The 17,170-nt window shown below is 70.5% G+C and carries 16 protein-coding genes; 7 read left to right on the top strand and 9 right to left on the bottom strand.

Going from position 1 to position 17,170, the window contains the following annotated elements:
• Nucleotides 1-8 precede the first annotated feature (8 nt).
• From ACIBD9_RS18025 to ACIBD9_RS18015, 3 genes are all read left to right on the top strand, one after another.
• Entirely contained in the window at nt 9-809 is an 801-nt protein-coding gene (locus ACIBD9_RS18025) for a VanZ family protein (RefSeq protein WP_396718966.1), read from the top strand.
• On the top strand, nt 790-1,506 hold the full coding sequence (locus ACIBD9_RS18020) for a response regulator transcription factor (protein WP_396718964.1): 717 nt from the start codon (nt 790-792) through the stop codon (nt 1,504-1,506). The genes ACIBD9_RS18025 and ACIBD9_RS18020 overlap by 20 nt, the downstream gene beginning before the upstream one ends.
• Before the next feature lie 82 nt (nt 1,507-1,588).
• Nucleotides 1,589-2,578 carry a sensor histidine kinase gene (locus ACIBD9_RS18015; protein ID WP_396718962.1) on the top strand — a complete coding sequence of 330 codons (990 nt, stop codon included), beginning with the start codon at nt 1,589-1,591 and terminating at the stop codon, nt 2,576-2,578.
• Between the two features lie 241 nt (nt 2,579-2,819).
• On the opposite strand, the gene ACIBD9_RS18010 is transcribed toward ACIBD9_RS18015, so the two are convergent.
• From ACIBD9_RS18010 to ACIBD9_RS17990, 5 genes are all read right to left on the bottom strand, one after another.
• Nucleotides 2,820-3,290, bottom strand: coding sequence for an SRPBCC family protein (locus tag ACIBD9_RS18010; RefSeq protein WP_396718960.1), 471 nt, complete (start codon nt 3,288-3,290; stop codon nt 2,820-2,822).
• Nucleotides 3,291-3,327: 37 nt separating this feature from the next.
• Nucleotides 3,328-3,615 (bottom strand): hypothetical protein, encoded by a 288-nt coding sequence (locus tag ACIBD9_RS18005; RefSeq protein WP_396718958.1) that lies wholly within the window; start codon nt 3,613-3,615, stop codon nt 3,328-3,330.
• Nucleotides 3,616-3,709: 94 nt separating this feature from the next.
• Complete coding sequence (locus ACIBD9_RS18000; RefSeq protein ID WP_387171757.1) at nt 3,710-4,003, bottom strand: DUF1330 domain-containing protein; 294 nt, start codon at nt 4,001-4,003, stop codon at nt 3,710-3,712.
• Between the two features lie 100 nt (nt 4,004-4,103).
• Entirely contained in the window at nt 4,104-5,507 is a 1,404-nt protein-coding gene (locus ACIBD9_RS17995; RefSeq protein ID WP_396718956.1) for an MFS transporter, read from the bottom strand.
• A 77-nt stretch (nt 5,508-5,584) separates the two neighbouring features.
• Nucleotides 5,585-6,043 (bottom strand): MarR family winged helix-turn-helix transcriptional regulator, encoded by a 459-nt coding sequence (locus ACIBD9_RS17990; RefSeq protein WP_396718954.1) that lies wholly within the window; start codon nt 6,041-6,043, stop codon nt 5,585-5,587.
• Nucleotides 6,044-6,322: 279 nt separating this feature from the next.
• Here ACIBD9_RS17990 and ACIBD9_RS17985 point away from each other — a divergent pair, with 279 nt between their 5' ends.
• A complete protein-coding gene (locus ACIBD9_RS17985; protein ID WP_387171751.1) occupies nt 6,323-6,721 on the top strand; it encodes a hypothetical protein in 399 nt (132 codons plus the stop codon).
• 3 nt (nt 6,722-6,724) lie between these two features.
• Here ACIBD9_RS17985 and ACIBD9_RS17980 read toward each other — a convergent pair whose 3' ends face one another.
• Nucleotides 6,725-8,056, bottom strand: coding sequence for a GMC oxidoreductase (locus ACIBD9_RS17980; protein WP_396718952.1), 1,332 nt, complete (start codon nt 8,054-8,056; stop codon nt 6,725-6,727).
• Complete coding sequence (locus ACIBD9_RS17975; RefSeq protein ID WP_396718950.1) at nt 8,053-10,392, bottom strand: tetratricopeptide repeat protein; 2,340 nt, start codon at nt 10,390-10,392, stop codon at nt 8,053-8,055. The genes ACIBD9_RS17980 and ACIBD9_RS17975 overlap by 4 nt, the downstream gene beginning before the upstream one ends.
• Nucleotides 10,393-10,545: 153 nt before the next feature.
• Here ACIBD9_RS17975 and ACIBD9_RS17970 point away from each other — a divergent pair, with 153 nt between their 5' ends.
• Complete coding sequence (locus tag ACIBD9_RS17970) at nt 10,546-11,703, top strand: DegT/DnrJ/EryC1/StrS family aminotransferase (RefSeq protein ID WP_396718948.1); 1,158 nt, start codon at nt 10,546-10,548, stop codon at nt 11,701-11,703.
• On the top strand, nt 11,700-12,602 hold the full coding sequence (locus ACIBD9_RS17965) for a glycosyltransferase family 8 protein (protein ID WP_396718946.1): 903 nt from the start codon (nt 11,700-11,702) through the stop codon (nt 12,600-12,602). Before ACIBD9_RS17970 ends, ACIBD9_RS17965 begins: the two co-directional genes overlap by 4 nt.
• A 431-nt stretch (nt 12,603-13,033) precedes the next feature.
• On the opposite strand, the gene ACIBD9_RS17960 is transcribed toward ACIBD9_RS17965, so the two are convergent.
• On the bottom strand, nt 13,034-13,165 hold the full coding sequence (locus tag ACIBD9_RS17960) for a hypothetical protein (protein WP_396718944.1): 132 nt from the start codon (nt 13,163-13,165) through the stop codon (nt 13,034-13,036).
• Nucleotides 13,166-13,329: 164 nt separating this feature from the next.
• On the opposite strand from ACIBD9_RS17960, the gene ACIBD9_RS17955 reads away from it, so the two are divergent.
• Nucleotides 13,330-14,037: an SDR family oxidoreductase gene (locus ACIBD9_RS17955; RefSeq protein WP_396718942.1), complete on the top strand. Its 708-nt coding sequence runs from the start codon at nt 13,330-13,332 to the stop codon at nt 14,035-14,037.
• Between the two features lie 422 nt (nt 14,038-14,459).
• Here the strand turns inward: ACIBD9_RS17955 and ACIBD9_RS17950 are convergent, their stop codons facing one another.
• Entirely contained in the window at nt 14,460-17,162 is a 2,703-nt protein-coding gene (locus tag ACIBD9_RS17950; protein WP_396718940.1) for a cation-translocating P-type ATPase, read from the bottom strand.
• Between the last annotated feature and the right edge of the window lie 8 nt (nt 17,163-17,170).

Raw genomic sequence — 17,170 nt, 5'->3', positions numbered from 1 at the left:
ATGGGGGCATGAACCACAGCACATCCCTGTCAGCACCGCCCCGCCGCACGCGCAGGATCGTGCTGGGCGGTCTGGCGGTCCTGGGCGTGGCGGGCGTCGCGTTCCTCGTGCGGCGGCCGCTCATGATGGCCGCTCCAGCGTGCATGGCCGGACGGTGGCACGGCTGCTTCGACACGTTCAACGGTCCGCTGCTGATGATGCTGGTCGGGCTGCCGTTGGCCGCTCTGGTGGTGTGGGCTCTGGGGCGCCGTCGGCGTGCCGCCGGCGTCACATCGGCGTGGCGGATGTCGCTGGCCGAGGTGGGCATGGTCTACGGGACGGTGCCGCTCGTATGGATGACCCTGATTCCCGGCCCGGAGGCCGGCGTCGTCCCCGGCCGGGTGATCCTGATCCCGCTGCGGGACCTGCTCACGATCCTCGCCGACGGGGGGCCGCGGACGCTGACGGGGCAGGTCGTCGGCAACCTGCTGGTGTTGGCGGCGTTGGGGTTCTGCGCCCCGATGCGGTTCTCGGCGCTGGCGTCCGTGCCGCGGATCCTGGCGCTCGGGGCAGGCTGCTCGGTCCTGATCGAAACCGCACAATACGTCCTGCGGCTGGACCGGGTCTCCTCGGTCGATGACGTACTGGTCAACGCCGCCGGCGCCGTGCTAGCCGCGCTGGCGTCGCGCCACTGGTGGCGCACGACGGCGGAGGTGCCCTCGCCACCAGCCTCGCCCCGCACCGGCAGACGGAGTTGCGTGTCCGATACGCACACCTCGGCGATAGTTTGTGCTGACCTAGGCTTCACGCATGCGCGTACTGATCGTTGAGGACGAGCCCTACCTGGCCCAAGCCGTCCGTGACGGTCTGCGGCTGGAGGCGATCGCCAGCGACATCGCCGGCGACGGCGACGCCGCCATGGAACTGCTCAGCGTCAACTCCTACGACCTCGCAGTCCTCGACCGCGACATTCCCGGCCCTTCCGGCGACGAGGTCGCCCGGCGCATCGTCGCGTCCGGCAGCGGCATCCCGATCCTCATGCTCACCGCTGCCGACCGGATCGACGACAAGGCGTCCGGGTTCGAGCTCGGCGCCGACGACTACCTCACCAAACCGTTCGAGCTGCGGGAGCTCGTTCTGCGGCTGAGGGCGCTCGACCGTAGACGCGCGTACGCCCGGCCCCCCGTCCGCGAGATCGCGGGCCTACGGCTCGACCCCTTCCGTCGAGAGGTCTTCCGCGACGGACGCTACGTCGCGCTCACCCGAAAGCAGTTCGCGGTGCTGGAAGTCCTCGTTGCCGCCGAGGGCGGGGTCGTCAGCGCCGAAGAGCTGCTGGAACGCGCCTGGGACGAGAACGCCGACCCGCTCACCAACGCCGTGCGAATCACCGTCTCCGCACTGCGCAAACGGCTCGGCGAACCATGGGTCATCGCCACGGTGCCCGGCGTCGGCTACCGGATCGACCCCAGCACGAACACCACTGCCCCTGGCAGGGGCACCACCACCCCCGGCCGTACGCATGCCTAGACGCCCAGGGCTCAGCGCCCGACTGAAACTCACCCTCAGCTACGCCGGGTTCCTCGCCGTCGCCGGCGCTCTCCTGCTGGCCGTGGTGTGGGGGTTCCTGCTGCGCTACGTACCCGACACCTCCCAGGGCCTTCTCGGGGTCACACCCAACCGATATGTCCTCCTGCAAGTCTTCACCCCCGCAGCGGCCGTGGCGATGGCCCTCCTGCTCGTGTTCGGCCTCGTCGGGGGGTGGATCCTCGCCGGCCGGATGCTCGGACCCCTCACACAGATCACGGATGCGGCCCGGATGGCCGGGAACGGGTCGCTGTCCCACCGGATCCGCATGACGGGCCGCCAGGACGAATTCCGTGAACTCTCCGACGCGTTCGACTCGATGCTCGAACAACTCGAGTCCCACGTCGCCGAGCAGCAGCGATTCGCCGCGAACGCCTCCCACGAACTGCGCACCCCACTGGCGATCTCGCGGACGCTCCTCGACGTCGCCCGCAAAGACCCCACGCGGGACCGGGGCGAACTCATCGAACGCCTGCACACTGTCAATACGCGGGCGACCGACCTCACGGAGGCGCTCCTGCTGCTCAGCCGCAGCGACCGCGAAAACTTCACCCGCGAGAGCGTCGACCTCTCCCTCATCGCCGAAGAAGCCGCCGAAACGCTGCTTCCCCTCGCCGAACAGCGCCGGATCACGCTCGACATCACCGGCGCGGCGGCCCAAACCAGCGGCTCCGCCGAATTGCTGTTGCGGATGGTGACCAACCTCGTTCAGAACGCCATCGTCCACAACCTCCCCGCCGACGGCACCGTAACGGTCCACACCGAGGCCCACGGCGACACAAGCGTGCTGCGGGTCGAGAACACGGGCCCCCGGCTCCCACCGGAACTGGTACCGACCCTCACCGAGCCCTTCCAGCGCGCAACGGCACGCGTACGCACCGACGAACACGCCGGCGTCGGCCTCGGCCTGGCCATCGTGCACAGCATTGTCCGCGCCCACGACGGGACCCTCGACCTCGTCCCCGGCCCCGCCGGCGGTCTCCAGGTCGCGATCCGGCTTCCCGGCACGCCATAGGATCCTCCCCAAGCCGGCCTCGTTCGGGCTGGCGCCATTTCATGGCGATCAGGTCGAGGCCGGCATCGACTCCGGAGTGACGGCCTCAGAGCCGAGCGCTCGTGCTCCCCACCGCCGCGGTCGGCAGTATCACCGCCAGCTGGTGCAGCGGCCGAACACGAGCCCCACTGCGACGACAGCCCCGACCCGGTGAACCGCCGCACTACTGCTCGACGCACCCATCGACGCCGCGGGACGACGTTCAGGTAGTTCCACCGCTTGGCTGGCGAGGGGCTGCTGACTTCTCCAGGAGCTGTTTGAGCGTGCCGAGGTTATCGCGCATCCCGCCTTTGAAGAGTCGCTCGGCGAGCGGTCCGAGGAGTGCGGCCGGGCCGGTGAGCCCGGCCGCACTTATCGTGCCCTCAAGGATGAGGTTCGTCGTGTCGGGTGAGGGGCGGAGGAGGTAGCGGTAGGTGAACGGGGTCGGCCCGCTCAGCGATGTAAAGACGACCTCCTCGCCCTCTGAATACTTGGTGATCGATACCTCGTTCAGGGCGGGCCCGCCGGGGAGGTCTCGATACACCTTGTATCGGGTTCCCAAGCCGCGGGTGCCTGTGACGCGCTCCACGCGTTGCACTGCGACGTACCACCTCGGCATGGTGGTGAAGTCGGCGACAAAGTCGAACACTTGCGCTGCTGGGGCAGCGATGTCCAGGTTCAGCTGGAAGGTCATGAGTTCCCCTGCGTGCATGTCGCACTCCGCGACGTGGTCATTCCATCTGCTTCTTCTCGGCGGCGAGGCGGTTCGCGTATGCGACTCCGGCCGGTGATTGTCGGGTGAAGCCCTGCAGGAATCTGATGAAGACGCCGACGTCCGCGCCCGCGCTGGCATGGTCGAGTAGGTCGTACAGCTGGTTCTCGATCTCTACGACGCGGCGAGCTTTGCGCTCGTCAAGAGCCAACGAGACTCCGGTGTCGGCACGCGTCGCCGCGGGCTCCGCCGTGGCCGCCGCGCCGCCGAGAACCGCCGCCGGACTGGACATCGCCGCCGATGCCACTGGCCTGACGCTGTTCGAGACGGTGCGGCGCGCTCACGAGCCAGGGTGATCCCCGCGGTCGGCTTCGTGTTCGTCGCCGACGCAACCTCAATCGTCAGTCGAGGCCTTCGATGATGCGGAAGTCGCGCTCGACGCCGTCAGCAAGTGCGGCCAGCGCCTCCTGGTAGGCCGCACTAGCATGTGCGGCGACCGCCTGTTCGAAGCTGTCGAACTCGATCAGGATGGTGCGCCCGGCGATTCCGGCGTCGTGTGCGACGACCCGACCGTCGCGGGCGAGCAACCGCCCGCCCCCGGCCTTGACGGCCGCAGGGGCCAGCTTGTTGTAGGCAGCCAGCTTCTCGGGGTCGGAAATGGCGCGGTAGGCGCTGACCCAGTAGCCCTTGGCCACGGTACCTCCTGTGTTCGGCATTGATGTTCAGATCCATGGCCGGCGCGCTGCGGGTCAGCGAGCCGACGGAGACGGCGTCGAATTCGGACGGCTTCGATCCTCAGCTTCCGGTTCGACTCGACCGGCCCAGGCCCGGCAGACCGACTGGGGCTGTGACCGGATTGGTCTCGGGTGAGCGTCGGCGGGCGAGGGCGAGGCTGGCCATCGTCGTGATCGCCATCGCGGCGACGCCGACGAGCGCCGCGGTCGTGTAGGCGTCGTCGTTCGGGAAGAGGCGGCCCGTGGCGGTGCCGGCGGCCAGGACCAGACCGCCGATGGCGCTGCCCAGGGAGTACCCGACGCTGCGGACGACGTAGTTGAAGCTCATGGCGCTCGACGTCTCGCTCTTGGGGGTGACGGCCAGGATGACGCCGGGCATGGCGGCCGAGAAGCTGCCGACGCCGAAGCCCAGCACACCCATGGCCACGAGCAGTTCGGCCAGGTCGGATCGGGCGGTGGCGAACAGGACGAACCCGCCGCCGACGATGGCGGCGCTGCCGGCCAGGAGCAGGGGGCCGTCGATCCGTTCGCGGACCCGCGGCGTGAGCTTGCCGGCGACGAACCCCAGCACGGAGAACGGGATGAGGACCAGCCCCGCGACGAAGGTGGTCAGTCCGAAGCCGTAACCGGCGCTGTGCGGCGTCTGCGCATAGCGGGTTATGAGCGTGAGCAGGAGGTACATGCCGCACCCGCCGACGAACATGGCGATGTTCGCCCCGGCGACCGCCGGGTGCCGTACCGCCCGCACGTCGACCAGGGGCGTCTTGGTTCGCAGTTCGGAAACGGTCCAGACGCAGAGCAGGAGTACGGCGGCGCCGGCAAGGGTCACCGCCACGGCGAGGTGTCGGCTCCACAGGCTCCTCTCGCCGGCCAGGAACAGAACGAGGAGCAGTCCACCCGCCAGGACGAGCGCACCGGCCACGTTCACCTGAGCGGAGCGGCCTTCGGGAGCTGCGGGCATGGAGCGCCACGCGGTCACGAAGGCGATGGCGGTGACGAGTAGGCCGAGGCCGTAGGCAGCCCGCAGTCCGCCGAACTCGGCGAACAATGCGGCCAGCGGGTAGCCGACGCCAGCTCCGATGATGGAGACCACTGAGATCAGGGCGATCGCGGCCGCGCTGCGCTCCTCGGGAAGGTGGTCGCGGGCCACGCCCATCATCAGCGCCGTGAGACCGAGTCCGACGCCTTGGGCCGCTCTACCCACGAGCAGCCAGGCGAACGGCAGCGGCAGCACGGTGAGCGCGCTGCCGACGACGATGATCGCCAGCGTGGCGAGAATCGTGGCCCGCCGGTGCGGGCCGGCTCCGAGCCGGCCGAGGACGGGTGTGGCCACGGCGCCGCTGAGCAGGGCGATGGTCAGCGTCCACTGCGCGCTGTCGAGGGAGACGTGGAAGGTGGTTGCCACGCTGGTGATGAGCGGCGTCCCGAGGCTGGCGACCACCGCCACGACCAGGGCGATGAACATCAGGGCGGGGACCAGCAGACGTGCCTCGGAACGTATCAGGGCACTGCTCGTCGGCGGGCCATGAGCATCGGCCGCGGTCACCGGTCCGACTCCTCTCGGGCCTGGCTTTCGAGCTCGGCCAGATGCCGCAGCGCCGGAAGAGCCGCTGCCAGGGCTTCGACCTCGTCACCGGTGAGTTCGTCGATCAACCGCGCGTACGCGTCGACGCCCGCCTGGCGTCGCGTCCGGACGTACGACGCGCCGGCCTCGGTCAGGCACACCAGCGTGACCCGTTTGTCGGACGGATCGCCCTTCCGCTCGACCAGCCCGGATTCCTCCATCACCCGGACCAGGACGGTCATCGCGGGCTGGGTGACGCCCTCGGTCACCGCCAGATCGGTGATCCGTCGCGGGCCGGTCTTGTCCAGGGTGGCCAAGGTGGCGGCGGACGTCAGGCTCATGTCGCGGGGAAGGCGTCTCACGGCCCTGGTGGCCAGACCGTAGAGGGCTGACCCGATGGCATCGGAAGCGCCGTGCGCGGCGTCTCGGCGACTCACGCCAGAAGCATAGCAGCTTTATATGAATCGTTTATGCATCTCCCGATCAGGGTTCAGTACGTAGTCCGCGCGCTCGGCGGCGTCGACCTGATCTTGCAGTCTGCGGCGCCCCGCGCCGGCTGGCCGGCCCTACCTCTCGGCCGTGCTGCCGGACGGGCTCGCAGACCCCCATCTTTCATCGATCACCGCTACGCCGGGCTACCTCACCGTCCCGAATCCCTTACACAACACGGGCTAGGCTGGACGAACCCGGACGACCGCCCCGACCAGGAGGTACAGATGGAACCGCTGGACCTGGCAAGCGTCGCCGTCGGGGCGCTGACCGCCCTCTCCACCGGCGTGGCCGGTGGGGCAGCGCAGCGGCTGCTCTCCGGGGCAGACCGAGTGGCCCAGGTGATCCGGCACCGGTTCGCTGGCGATCCGGGGACGCTGGAGGTCGTCGACGAGGTGACCACCGCGCCGACGCAGGCCGCCGAAGATCGGCTGACGCTGCGGCTGGCCCGGCAGATCACCGCCGACCCGGAGTTCGCCGCAACGCTGCGGGCCGCGCTTGCCGAGGCCGGCCCGACGATCATCCAGGCGAACGAGAGCGGCGCGGTCGCGGGCCGCGACGTGCGCGTCTCCGGCCGGTACGCCGCCGGCCGGGACCTGCACATCGGTGGCCCGGACGGCGGCTAGGCGCTAGTCGCTCAGGAAGGCAGCGAGGCGGCGGGACAGGGCGAGGGTGGTCAGGGACGGGTTCGCCGCGCCGCTGCGCGGGAACGTGGCCGGGCCTGCGACGTGGACGCCGCGTACCCCTAAAACGTCGTGATCGAGGCCTAGCGCCCGGCCGAACGCGAGCGTGCCGGCCTCGTGATACTCGGTCCCGATGGCCCGCGACCACGTGACCGGCGTGCGGGACGGCGCGGGGCCGTGCATGTCCGGCAGGACCATTTCGAGGGTGCGCTCGGCGGTGGCGAAATCCGGGAAGTCCAGTGCGGTCGCCGGCAGGCCGAGCAGGTCCGCCAGTCCGCACCAGACCGCCTGGAGCAGGTCGCGCTGCTGCCCGGCCAGCGCGACGTCGACGGATGCGAGTGCGGGGCGCACCACCGGCGGCCGGACCACGCCGGCCGGGTGGGTGAGCTGCTCGCCCATCGCACCGACATTGACCACCACGGCGGACGGTCCGGAATCGACGTTGAGCAACACGTTCGTGCGCAGGCCAGCGTCTCCTTGCCAGATATGCGCGCCCCCGGGAGGCAGCGGCGAGCCCGGCGCGACGGCGACCGTGAAGCCCTGGGTGATCTTGTCAACGATGGGACACGGCGACGCGAGCACGCCCATGCCCGCGGCCAGGCGCGCGTTCTCCACGGTGCCCGCCGCCAGCACCACCGTTTGGCAGCCGATCCGGCTGCCGTCGGTGAGCTCGACCCCGACCGCCCGGCCACCCGACAGGAGCACCCGCGCCACGGTGGCGCCCGTCAGCGCGTTCGGGGTGAACCCAGCGTTCAGCGCGCTGTACGCCTCCCAGCCCACTCCGGCGGGTCGCACCGCCCGAGGTGTGCGGCGGAACGCGTATCCTCCAAGGTGGATGTCGCTCGGCCCCGTGGGCGTGAAACCGCCGCGCCAGGTGTCGAGGTCGGCCAGGACCAGGTCGTAGAGAGACGGTCCACCGCGGAAGGACCGGGTCAGGTCGCTGACGATCCCGTCGGGCCAGGAGCGGAGCGCCCAGGGCTCAACTGGCAGCGTGACCCCGTGCCAGTAGAGCGACCGCCCGCCGAGTCGCCGCCGCAGCCCCGCCACCCCGGCATAGTGCGGCGGGCGGGCCGTCTGCCAGGGCCGCCAGAAGTACGGGTCCCGGTCCGGCTCCAGCCAGGTGCGCAGCGGCGAGACGGCGGCCCCCACCGCGTTGATGTGCCGGCCTCCCGCGTCCGGTCCGGCCTCGACGAGCAGCGACCGCCGGCCGGTCAGGTGCCTGGCCACCTCCAGGCCGGCGAGTCCACCACCGACGATCACCACATCGGCGCTGTTCATCGAGGGTCGAGCAGTCGCGCCGCCGCACTCTCCAGCATCGGGTTTCCCAACCGTCGCGCGTTCTCGATCAGCCGCTGCAGGGTGAACCGGGCCGCCGGGCCGGGCATCTGGGCCTCGGCCAGGGTGAGCAGCACCAAGGATTCGCTGTACGGCTCGTTGAGCTCCCGGAACCGGCTCGCTGACCGCTCCAGCCGCGGTAGCGCGCCAGCTACATCGCCGGACCGCAGGTCGAGTCGGGCACGGTGGTACTCGGCGATGTCCGCCCAACGGAGGTCGCCGATGTCGGTGAAGGTGCGCAGCGCCCGGTCGAGCAGCAGGCCGGCCTCCTCCCGCACCTCCAGGTCCGTCAGGCTCGCTGCTCGGTGAACGTGGGTGACCGCCTCCCAGAGCGAGAAGCCGAGCGCGGCGAAGATGTCCCGCGCCCGGCTGTAGAGGGGCAGCGCCCGGCCCGGCTCGCCCTGCTGGCGTAGAGCGCTGCCGTAGTGGACCAGGCAGATCCCCTCCCGATGCCGGTCGCCGACAGCCCGGAACAGCTCCAGCGCCCGATCGAAGGCGACACCGGCGGCGGGCCAGTCGGCCTGGTCTCGGTGGATGATGCCGAGGGTCCGGTGCGCATAAGCCTGCCAGCCCGTCTCTCCGGTCGCCTCGAAGTGCGCGAGTGAGTCGAGCACCACCTCGCGGGCGGCCTCGTTCTCGCCGATCGACCGGAGCAGCACCGCGTAGATCAGGCGGGTCTCGGCCAGCGCCCCGGCGTCGCCCAGGTCCGCGAAGTCGGCGATCGCGGCCTCGAGCTCCGCGCGCGCCTCCGCGTACCGGCCGAAGTCGCGGAAGGCGCGGCCCAGGTCCCGCCGCGCCCCGGCGAGCCGGGCCCGGTCACCGGCCCGGGCCCCGGCTTCCAGCACGAGCCGGTGCACCCGGATACGGTCCTCGACGAACGGGGTGAGGATCAGCAGACTGAGCATCGCGTCGGCGAACCGGCCCACCTGGTCCATCCGGCCCTCTTCGGCGACCCGGCCCAGGCTGGCGAGAATGCCGTCCCGCCCGGACGCGAACCAGGCGACAGGAGCCCGTCTGATCGTCGCGCGCAGCTCGGCGAAGTCGTCGTCCGGCCCAGGATCGACGGGATCGGCAGCGTGGCCGCCAGAACCCTGGTCACGCAGCGCCCGGGCGGCGGTCGACAGGAGGTCGAGGTAACGGTCGTTCAGCCGGACCGCCATGGCCGCCCGCTCGGAGGCCGGGTCGGTGTCCGCCAGCAGCTCGCGGGCGAGGTCGCGAACCAGGTCATGCAGGCGGTAGAGGGGTAGGCCGGTGCCGTCCACCTGGGTGACCCGCACGAGCTGTGCGTGGACCAGACGCTCGACCAGCCGCTCGCTCTCCGCCACGCTCACCTGCAGCAACGGTGCCAGCACCCAACCGGGAAACTCGCCGTCATCGGTCAGGGCGAGTGCCCGCAGCGCCCGCTGCTCGCCGGGATCCCGTTCGGAGTAGCTGGTCAGCAGCGTCGCGCGCACCTCGAGGTCCCCAATCCGGAGAAGGTCGAGACGGTTGGCCGCCGCCGCCATCCGGTCGGCCAGCCGGCCCATGTCCCAGTCCGCCCTGGTCCTCAGTTTCGCACCGGCGACACGCAGCGCCAGCGGTAATCTGCCGCACATCCGCACCAGCCGGGCCGCCTGGTCCGCGTTGGATGCGTCGATCTTCACTCGGGCGAGGCGGCCGACCAGGGCCACGCTGTCCGGCTCGGGCAGCATCGGTACCTCGATCAGCTCGGCGCCAGGCAGGCCGGGCAGCGGCGGGCGGCTGGTCACGATCGCGCCGGAGCCGGCAGTGGTGGGCAGCAGCGGGACGGTCAGATCGGCGGAGACTGCCCCGTCCAGCACGACCAGGATCCGGCGGCCGGCCACCGCGGCCCGGAATTCCGCGACTAGCCGGGACTCGGTGGTGCCGTCGGCCGGGCGGCCCAGCAGGTAGAGGAATTCGGCGACGATGTCGGCGGTCTGCCAGGACTCGGTGCCGAGGGCGGCGTACAGCACGCCGTCGGGAAAGCGGTCACGAAGGCGATGGGCCGCCCGGACGGCCAACGCGGACTTGCCGATCCCGCCCGGTCCGAAGAGGTTCACCACCACCGGGGCGGCGCTTTCCCCGAACATTTCGAGAATGTCGCTGAACTCGTCCGTCCGGTCGGCGAAGTCGGAGATGTCGAGTGGTACGGCGAATGGCGCAAGGCGTGACTCGGGGACATTGTTGATCACCACATCGCGTCCGGCCGCGTATTCGCCCCTGATGCGGGTGTCCCGCCCAGCGATTGCGCCGGAGCCATATCTGTCCACCTCGGACATCGGGTTGGTCCCTTCCGCTTGCATTCTGCGGTGCCTCCGGTCAAGGTCGATTCTGCGATACGGTTCCTCGCTCCAACAACGGCCGGAGGGCGGATGCTGGCAGTGTTCGGTGGACCTCCGGTACTGAGGCCGGGTGAGCTCGGTGGCTGGCCGGTGTTCAATACGGAGGACGAGGCCGCGGTGCTGGCGGCGCTGCGGGACGCCATGCCGTGGCGATGGCCGATGCGGGCCGCGACCGAGCTGGAGGATGCCTGGTCGGAGCTGACGGGTATGCCGTACGTGCTGGCCGTGAACTCGGGGACGGCCGCGCTGCACATGGCGCTGGTCGCGATGGGGGTCGGGCCCGGCGACGAGGTGCTGGTGCCAGCCGACACGTTCGGGGCGACGGCGCAGGCGGTGCTGCACGCGGGCGCCCGCCCGGTGTTCGTGGACAGCGACCCGGTCACGTACACGATCGACCCGGCGCAGGCGCAGACAGCGATCACGCCGGCCACCCGGGCGGTGCTCCCCGTCGACCTGCACGGTCTGCCGGCCGACTACGCCGCTCTCCGTCGGCTCGGCCTCGCCGTGGTGGAGGACGGGGCGCAGGCGCACGGAGCCACCTATCGGGGTCGGCAGGTCGGGGCGCTGGGTGACGCCTCCGGGCTGAGCCTGAACGGGTCGAAGACGCTCTCCTCGGCCGGCGAGGCGGGGCTGTTCGCCACCGCCGACCGTGAGGGCCACCTGCGGGCCCGGGCGTTGATGACCTTCGGTGAGAGCCAGTCGCGGGCGACCGGGGAGATGCCCGAGGTGACGTCGGTCGGCTGGAACTACCGGATCCACGTGCTCGGCGCCGCGTTCGCCCGCTCCCAGCTGCGCCGTTTGGCGGAGATGTCGGACAGCCGGTCGGCCAACGGTGCGGCGCTCACCGGGCTGCTGACCGGGATTCCCGGACTGCTGCTGCCGGTGGTGCCCGAGGACCGGACGCACGTCTACTTCCTCTACCCACTGCTGGTCCGGCCGGAGGAGTTCGGGCTCGGGCCGGAGTACGTCCCGGCGTTCCGGGACGCGCTGCGCGAGGCTGCCGCCGCGGAGGGTCTGCCGATCGGCCGCTGGCAGACCAAACCCCTGCCGCACCACCGGCTCTTCAGGGACCGGCAGGAATTTCCCGTCGCGGCCGACATCTGCGCCCGGCGGCTGAGCATCGGGCACAGCAGCTGCCCGATCGGCCCGCCGCACACCCGCGACACGATGGGAAGGATCGCCGCTGTGTTCGAGAAGATCCTGGTCACCGAGGGCAAGGCCTTCCGCCGAATGGTCACCGGACGGTGAACGGTGTCGTCTTGTGCCTCGACGCCCACTACGTCTGGCCCACCTGCGTGGCAGCCCGGTCACTGGCCCGCACCTGGCAAGGACCGGAGCCGCTCCACCTCTACCTGCTCTGCGACCCGGGCGTACTCCCGGACTCGCTGGCGGCCCTGACGGCCGCCGCCGCTCCGGCGAGGGTGACCGTCATCCAACGCGACTTCACCTTCCCCGACATGCGGATCGGCTACATCACGCCGATGGGGTACGCGCGGATCGCCGCACCCGGTCTGATCGACGCGGACCGGCTGCTCTACCTGGACTCCGACATGCTCGCCTGCGTCAGCGTGCACACCCTGCACCGGCCGATCGCGCACGACTACCCGGTCGCGGCGGCACGCGACCCGTACATTCCTGAGCTGGGCAGCCCGCACGTAGAGACCGACCGGTTCCCGCTGAACGGCCGGGCGGTCAGCTTCCCGTACTTCAACTCCGGTCTGCTGGCCATCGACGTGGCACGGTGGCGGGCCGAGCGGCTGACCGAGCGGGCCGCAGAGTTGATTGCCAACCCCGACTGGCGCCCCCTGTTCGGAGACCAGGACACGCTGAATTACCTGCTCGGCGGCAGATTCGAGCTGCTCGATCCGCGGTGGAACGTGATGCCGGTCAGTGCCGTGCAGCAGCGGCTGGACTTCACCTACCACGGCGAGCGGTACGTGCCGATGCCGTACCAGCTGGATCTGGAGCGGGCGCCGTTCATCATGCACTACGCCACCGAGGTCAAGCCCTGGACCGAAGCGTTCCCCGACGGCATGCTGCGCCGCCAATGGCATGCGGTGGCCGCGGAGGCCGCCTTGATGATCGAGACCGCCGGGGTGCCGGTCCCCACGGTCAGCCCGACGGTGCGCCCGGCGGATTCCCACTGACGGCACGGCCAGCAATCATCTGCAACGTGCCGCCGGCCGGAAGCGTGGTCAGGAGCTGCAGAGGCCGCCCCGGACGCCGCGCCCCTGGCTGGCGCCAGATTTCCACGCTTCGCCAACCAGCACCCCACGACGACGCCGGAGCGCACGAGCCATACAACCTGACCACCCCGGCCGCCCTGCACCGCAGGCGGGAAATCCTCGCGACCGCGAAAGCCCGGAAGCCGCTGCCGGGCGGGGACTTCCTGACTGTGCCGAGGAGCGGGCCGAGCTCGATGCGGCCGACGCTCTCGACCTGGACGACCTGATCGAGGATCCCATCCCGTTGGTCCCGGTCGCGCAGCTGTACAGGCACGACATCCCGGACCCAACTCGCCGCCATCGACGAATGGCTGTGACGGACTTCAACACATGCCTTAGACCTGAGCACCGTTTCAGTGCAGGTCGCCGTTGGGCCACCGGTCGAACGGCTCGGTCACCGGCAGCGCGATCCCTTCGTGCCTCGGGAGCTCGGCTGGGTCGCGCTTCCCTGCTCCACTCGCCGGCGGGTCGAGGATCTCAATCATCAGCTCTTGATCAGTTCGCGCGGTCGGTGACGCCCGATCCGCCCGACTGGGCGTTACCGCCCGCACCCGGGTCACGCTGAGCCGAGCGCCGTGGACACGGGCGAGCGTGATTCACCTCGCACAAGTTTGCCCCTGACGTCAACGTGAGGTTTTAGCGTGGTGATATGCAAATCAACGGCTCAACAGCTCTCGTGACCGGAGCTAACCGCGGCCTCGGCAAGGCCTTCGCCGAGGCCCTCCTCGCCCGGGGCGCCACCGTCTATGCGACCGCCCGTCGCCTGGAAAGCATCGACATCCCCGGTGCCACCGCGCTCCAGCTGGACATCACGGATCCCGCGTCCATCGAGGCCGCCGCAGGCAAGGTGGCTGACCTCGACATCCTCATCAACAACGCCGGCACCTCCACCGAAGCCCCGCTGCTCGGCCCCTCCACGGAGAACATCCGCCGCGACCTCGACACCAACTTCTGGGGCACTCTCAACGTCACCCGCGCCTTCGCGCCCAGGCTGGCCGGTGGCGCCATCCTCAACGTCATCTCGGCGCTGAGCTGGTACACCTTCAGCCCCGGCAGCAACGGCTACGCCGCCTCCAAGGCCGCGGAGTGGTCCCTGACGAACGGCATCCGACTCGAGTTGGCCGACCAGAAGACTCTGGTCACCGCCCTGGCGCTGGCGATCGCCGACACGGACATGATGGCTGGCGTCGACATCCCCAAGCTCGCGCCCCACGAGGTGGTTGCCCAGGCCCTCGACGGACTGGAAGCAGGCAAGATCGAAGTCATCGCTGACAAGCCCACCGCCAACGTCAAGGCCTCCCTCTCCCGCGATCCCGCCGACTTCTACGCCGACATCACCGGCAACCTCTTCGCCTGACTTCACCGGTAATCCGCCTGCCGGAGTAAGCGGCTTGGTCAACGGGCGTACGCCCGGCGGGCGGCCCGGATTCTCATGAAGCCGGGCCTCCGCCTGACCGCCGCAGGGGCGCGGACCGCGAGCGAAGCCCTGAAGATCATGATCGACTTCGTGGTCTTGAAGCTGGCGCCCCAAGGTGCGACCGAGGGCTCCGGGAGGTCACCGGCCCGGTGCGGTGTGTCCGGGCGTCGGGATCACGTCGAGCGCGGCCATGGTCTCGCCGGTCCAGGGTGATCGCGCTCGCGGACAGGTCCTCGTCTAGGTGCCGAATGTCGGCCGTGCCCGGGATCAGCAGAGTAGACGCGGAATCACGAGACGGGCCAGTGCCGTCAGGGAGGACTTCTGCATGACAGGTCCTTTCAGTCTCGTCGTACGGATTCTCGTCAACCGCCCAATCGACTCAGGTCGACTCCGGGTGGGTCTACCAGCCTCCGCTGGTGGTGACGGGTCGAGTGGATGCGGCGGTCGAGGCGGATGGCGGCGTAGCCCAGGGCGGACACGGCCGTGACGATCAGCAGGTCGGTGACGGTGACCGGTTCGGTGCCGAGCAGTTCGCGCAGCGGCGGAGCGTAGATGGCGGCGAGTTGCAGCAGCAGAGCGGCGCCGACGGCGACAAACAGCATGGGGTTGGCCGTGGTGCCGGGGCGGGCGCGCGACCCTAGAGCCACGGCGAGTTGGGTGAGGCCCAGAGCGAGGAATGTCAGGGTCTGCCACGGCCGGTCGGTGGTGTGCGCCCACACGCCGACGCCGATGGTGACGGCCGCGATGACCGCCGCGACGCGCAGGACGCGTTGCCACAGGCCGGCGCCGAGGACGGTTTCGGCCGGCGGCCGTGGGGGCTTGCGCATGGCGTCGGGGTCGGCGGGTTCGCTGCTCATGGCCAGGCCGGGCAGGCCGTGGGTGAGCAGGTTGATCCAGAGGATCTGGGCCGGGAGCAGAGGCAGGGGCAGGCCGACGAACGGCCCGATGAGCATCACGGCGATCTCGGCGGCGCCGCCGGACAGGGCGTAGAGCAGGAACCTGCGGATGTTGGCATAGACACGGCGGCCCTCCTTTGCGGCGGCGACGACGGTGGCGAGTTCGTCGTCGGCGAGGACCAGGTCGGCTGCTTGGCGGGCGACTTCGGTGCCGCGCTTGCCCATGGCCACGCCGATGTCGGCGCGATGCAGTGCCGGGCCGTCGTTGACTCCGTCGCCGGTCATCGCGACGACCTCGCCGGCGGCACGCAGGGCGTCGATGATGGCAACCTTCTGCTGCGGGGTGGCGCGGGCGAAGACCCGCACGCCGTGGGTGGCTGCCGGGCCGGGATCGGTGGTACGACAGTCGACCGCCGTCTCGCCGGCGTCGATGATGTGCAGTTCGGTGGCGATCGCGGTGGCGGTGGCGGGGTGGTCGCCGGTGATGAGGACCGGGGTGATGCCGGCGTCGCGGCATGCGGCGATGGTGGTTGCGGCGGACGCGCGCGGCGGGTCGAGGATCGCCACGAGGCCCAGTAGTCGCAGGCTGTGCTCGTAGCCTGCGGCGTCGCAGGGCACCGTGTCGCGTTCGGCCTGGGCCACGGCGAGGACCCGGTATCCCTCTCGGGCGAGGGTGTCGGCGCGGTCGGTGGCCTGACGCAGCACGTCGGGGTGGTCGGTGATGATCGCCGGCTGCAGCAGCGACTCCGGGGCACCCTTGCAGATGATCCGTATCTGGCCGTCGGCTATCTGGTGCGCGGTGCTCATCCGTTTGCGGTCGCTGTCGAATGGCGCCTCACCATGCCGGGGCGACGTTTGGTGCAGTGCGTCGGCGTCGATGCCGAGCTTGCCGCCGGCGGTCAGTAAGGCGGCCTCGGTGGGATCACCGACGGCCATCCAGTCGTCGTTGTCGGGGCCGGGCGCTCGCAGCGACGCATCGCTGCAGAGCACGGCCGCCCGCATCAGCTCCAGGAGGTCGGAAGCCCGGTCGCCGGCGTGGTCGGCGACGATGTTCTCGCCGTCGCGGTGGATCTGCCCGTCCGGAGCGAAGCCGGAACCGCTGACCGAGGCGTCCCCCTGTGGGGTCCACAGCTGCCGGACGACCATGGTGCCTTCGGTGAGGGTGCCGGTTTTGTCGGTGGCCAGGATCGTCACCGATCCGAGGGTCTCCACCGCCGGCAGCCTGCGGATCACGGCGTGGCGGGCGGTCATCCGGCGTGCGCCCAGTGCCAGGCTGAGGGTGACCACGGCCGGTAGTGACTCCGGTACGGCGGCCACCACCAGGCTGATCGCGGTGACGATCATCAGCTGGAGCGGTTGTCCGCGCAGCAGGCCGAGGGCCAGGACCAGCCCGCAGAGCAACAGCGCGCCGACAGCGAGTTGGCGGCCCACGCCGGCCAGGCGACGCTGCAGGGGCGTCAGGCCAGGGCTGGTGACCATCATGGCCGCGATGCGGCCCATCGCGCTGGCCGCGCCGGTCGCGGTGATGACGGCGCGTCCGCGGCCCCGGACGACGACCGTGCCGGCCGATACGACTGCTGACGCGGCTGGCGGCGAGTCCGCGCCGGTGGCGGCGAGGGATTTGTCGACGGGGGCGGATTCTCCGGTCAGCGCCGCCTCGTCGACGAGCAGCGCGACCGACTCCACGAGGCGGGCGTCCGCGGGTACGACGTCGCCTTCGGCCAGGATCAGCAGGTCGTCCGTGACGAGGTCCGCTGCGGGCACTTCGCGTTGCCTACCGTCGCGGACCACGCGGGCCGCCGGGGCGGTCAGGGCGGACAGGGCGGTGATGGCCCGCTCCGCCTTGATTTCCTGGAGCACCCCGACCGTGGTGTTGACGGCGATGACCAGCAGGATGACGGCCGCGTCGGTGAAGTCGGCAGTCGCCAGGGTGAACCCTGCCGCGGCGAGCAGGACCAGCACCAGCGGGTCGCGCAGCTGCGTGACGATCCTTCGCCACAGCGGTGTGGGTCGCGGCGTCGGCAGCACATTGCCGCCGTCACGCGCTAACCGCGCCGCGGCGTCGCCCGACGACAGGCCACCGACATCGGCCGAGGCGGTGCGCAGATCGCCGTCCGGCCGGGGCTCCAAGCCCACATCCGGTACGACCTGCGCTGTCGAAACGGTCATTGTGGTTC

This window comes from Micromonospora sp. NPDC050784 (genome assembly GCF_044456765.1).
Taxonomy (GTDB): domain Bacteria; phylum Actinomycetota; class Actinomycetes; order Mycobacteriales; family Micromonosporaceae; genus Micromonospora; species Micromonospora foliorum.
Note: the sequence above shows the minus strand (reverse complement) of the source record. Positions and strands in the feature narration are given on the sequence as shown.

Excerpts from the sequence above, each read along its gene's own strand:
- ACIBD9_RS18010 (WP_396718960.1), bottom strand. The coding sequence starts at position 3,290 with ATGACCTTCCAGCTGAACCTGGACATCGCTGCCCCAGCAGCGCAAGTG.
- ACIBD9_RS17980 (WP_396718952.1), bottom strand. The coding sequence starts at position 8,056 with ATGAACAGCGCCGATGTGGTGATCGTCGGTGGTGGACTCGCCGGCCTG.
- ACIBD9_RS17960 (WP_396718944.1), bottom strand. The coding sequence starts at position 13,165 with ATGATTGAGATCCTCGACCCGCCGGCGAGTGGAGCAGGGAAGCGCGAC.
- ACIBD9_RS17950 (WP_396718940.1), bottom strand. The coding sequence starts at position 17,162 with ATGACCGTTTCGACAGCGCAGGTCGTACCGGATGTGGGCTTGGAGCCC.
- ACIBD9_RS18025 (WP_396718966.1), top strand. The coding sequence starts at position 9 with ATGAACCACAGCACATCCCTGTCAGCACCGCCCCGCCGCACGCGCAGG.
- ACIBD9_RS17985 (WP_387171751.1), top strand. The coding sequence starts at position 6,323 with ATGGAACCGCTGGACCTGGCAAGCGTCGCCGTCGGGGCGCTGACCGCC.
- ACIBD9_RS17975 (WP_396718950.1), bottom strand. The coding sequence starts at position 10,392 with ATGTCCGAGGTGGACAGATATGGCTCCGGCGCAATCGCTGGGCGGGAC.
- ACIBD9_RS17995 (WP_396718956.1), bottom strand. The coding sequence starts at position 5,507 with ATGTTCATCGCCCTGGTCGTGGCGGTGGTCGCCAGCCTCGGGACGCCG.
- ACIBD9_RS17955 (WP_396718942.1), top strand. The coding sequence starts at position 13,330 with ATGCAAATCAACGGCTCAACAGCTCTCGTGACCGGAGCTAACCGCGGC.
- ACIBD9_RS18020 (WP_396718964.1), top strand. The coding sequence starts at position 790 with ATGCGCGTACTGATCGTTGAGGACGAGCCCTACCTGGCCCAAGCCGTC.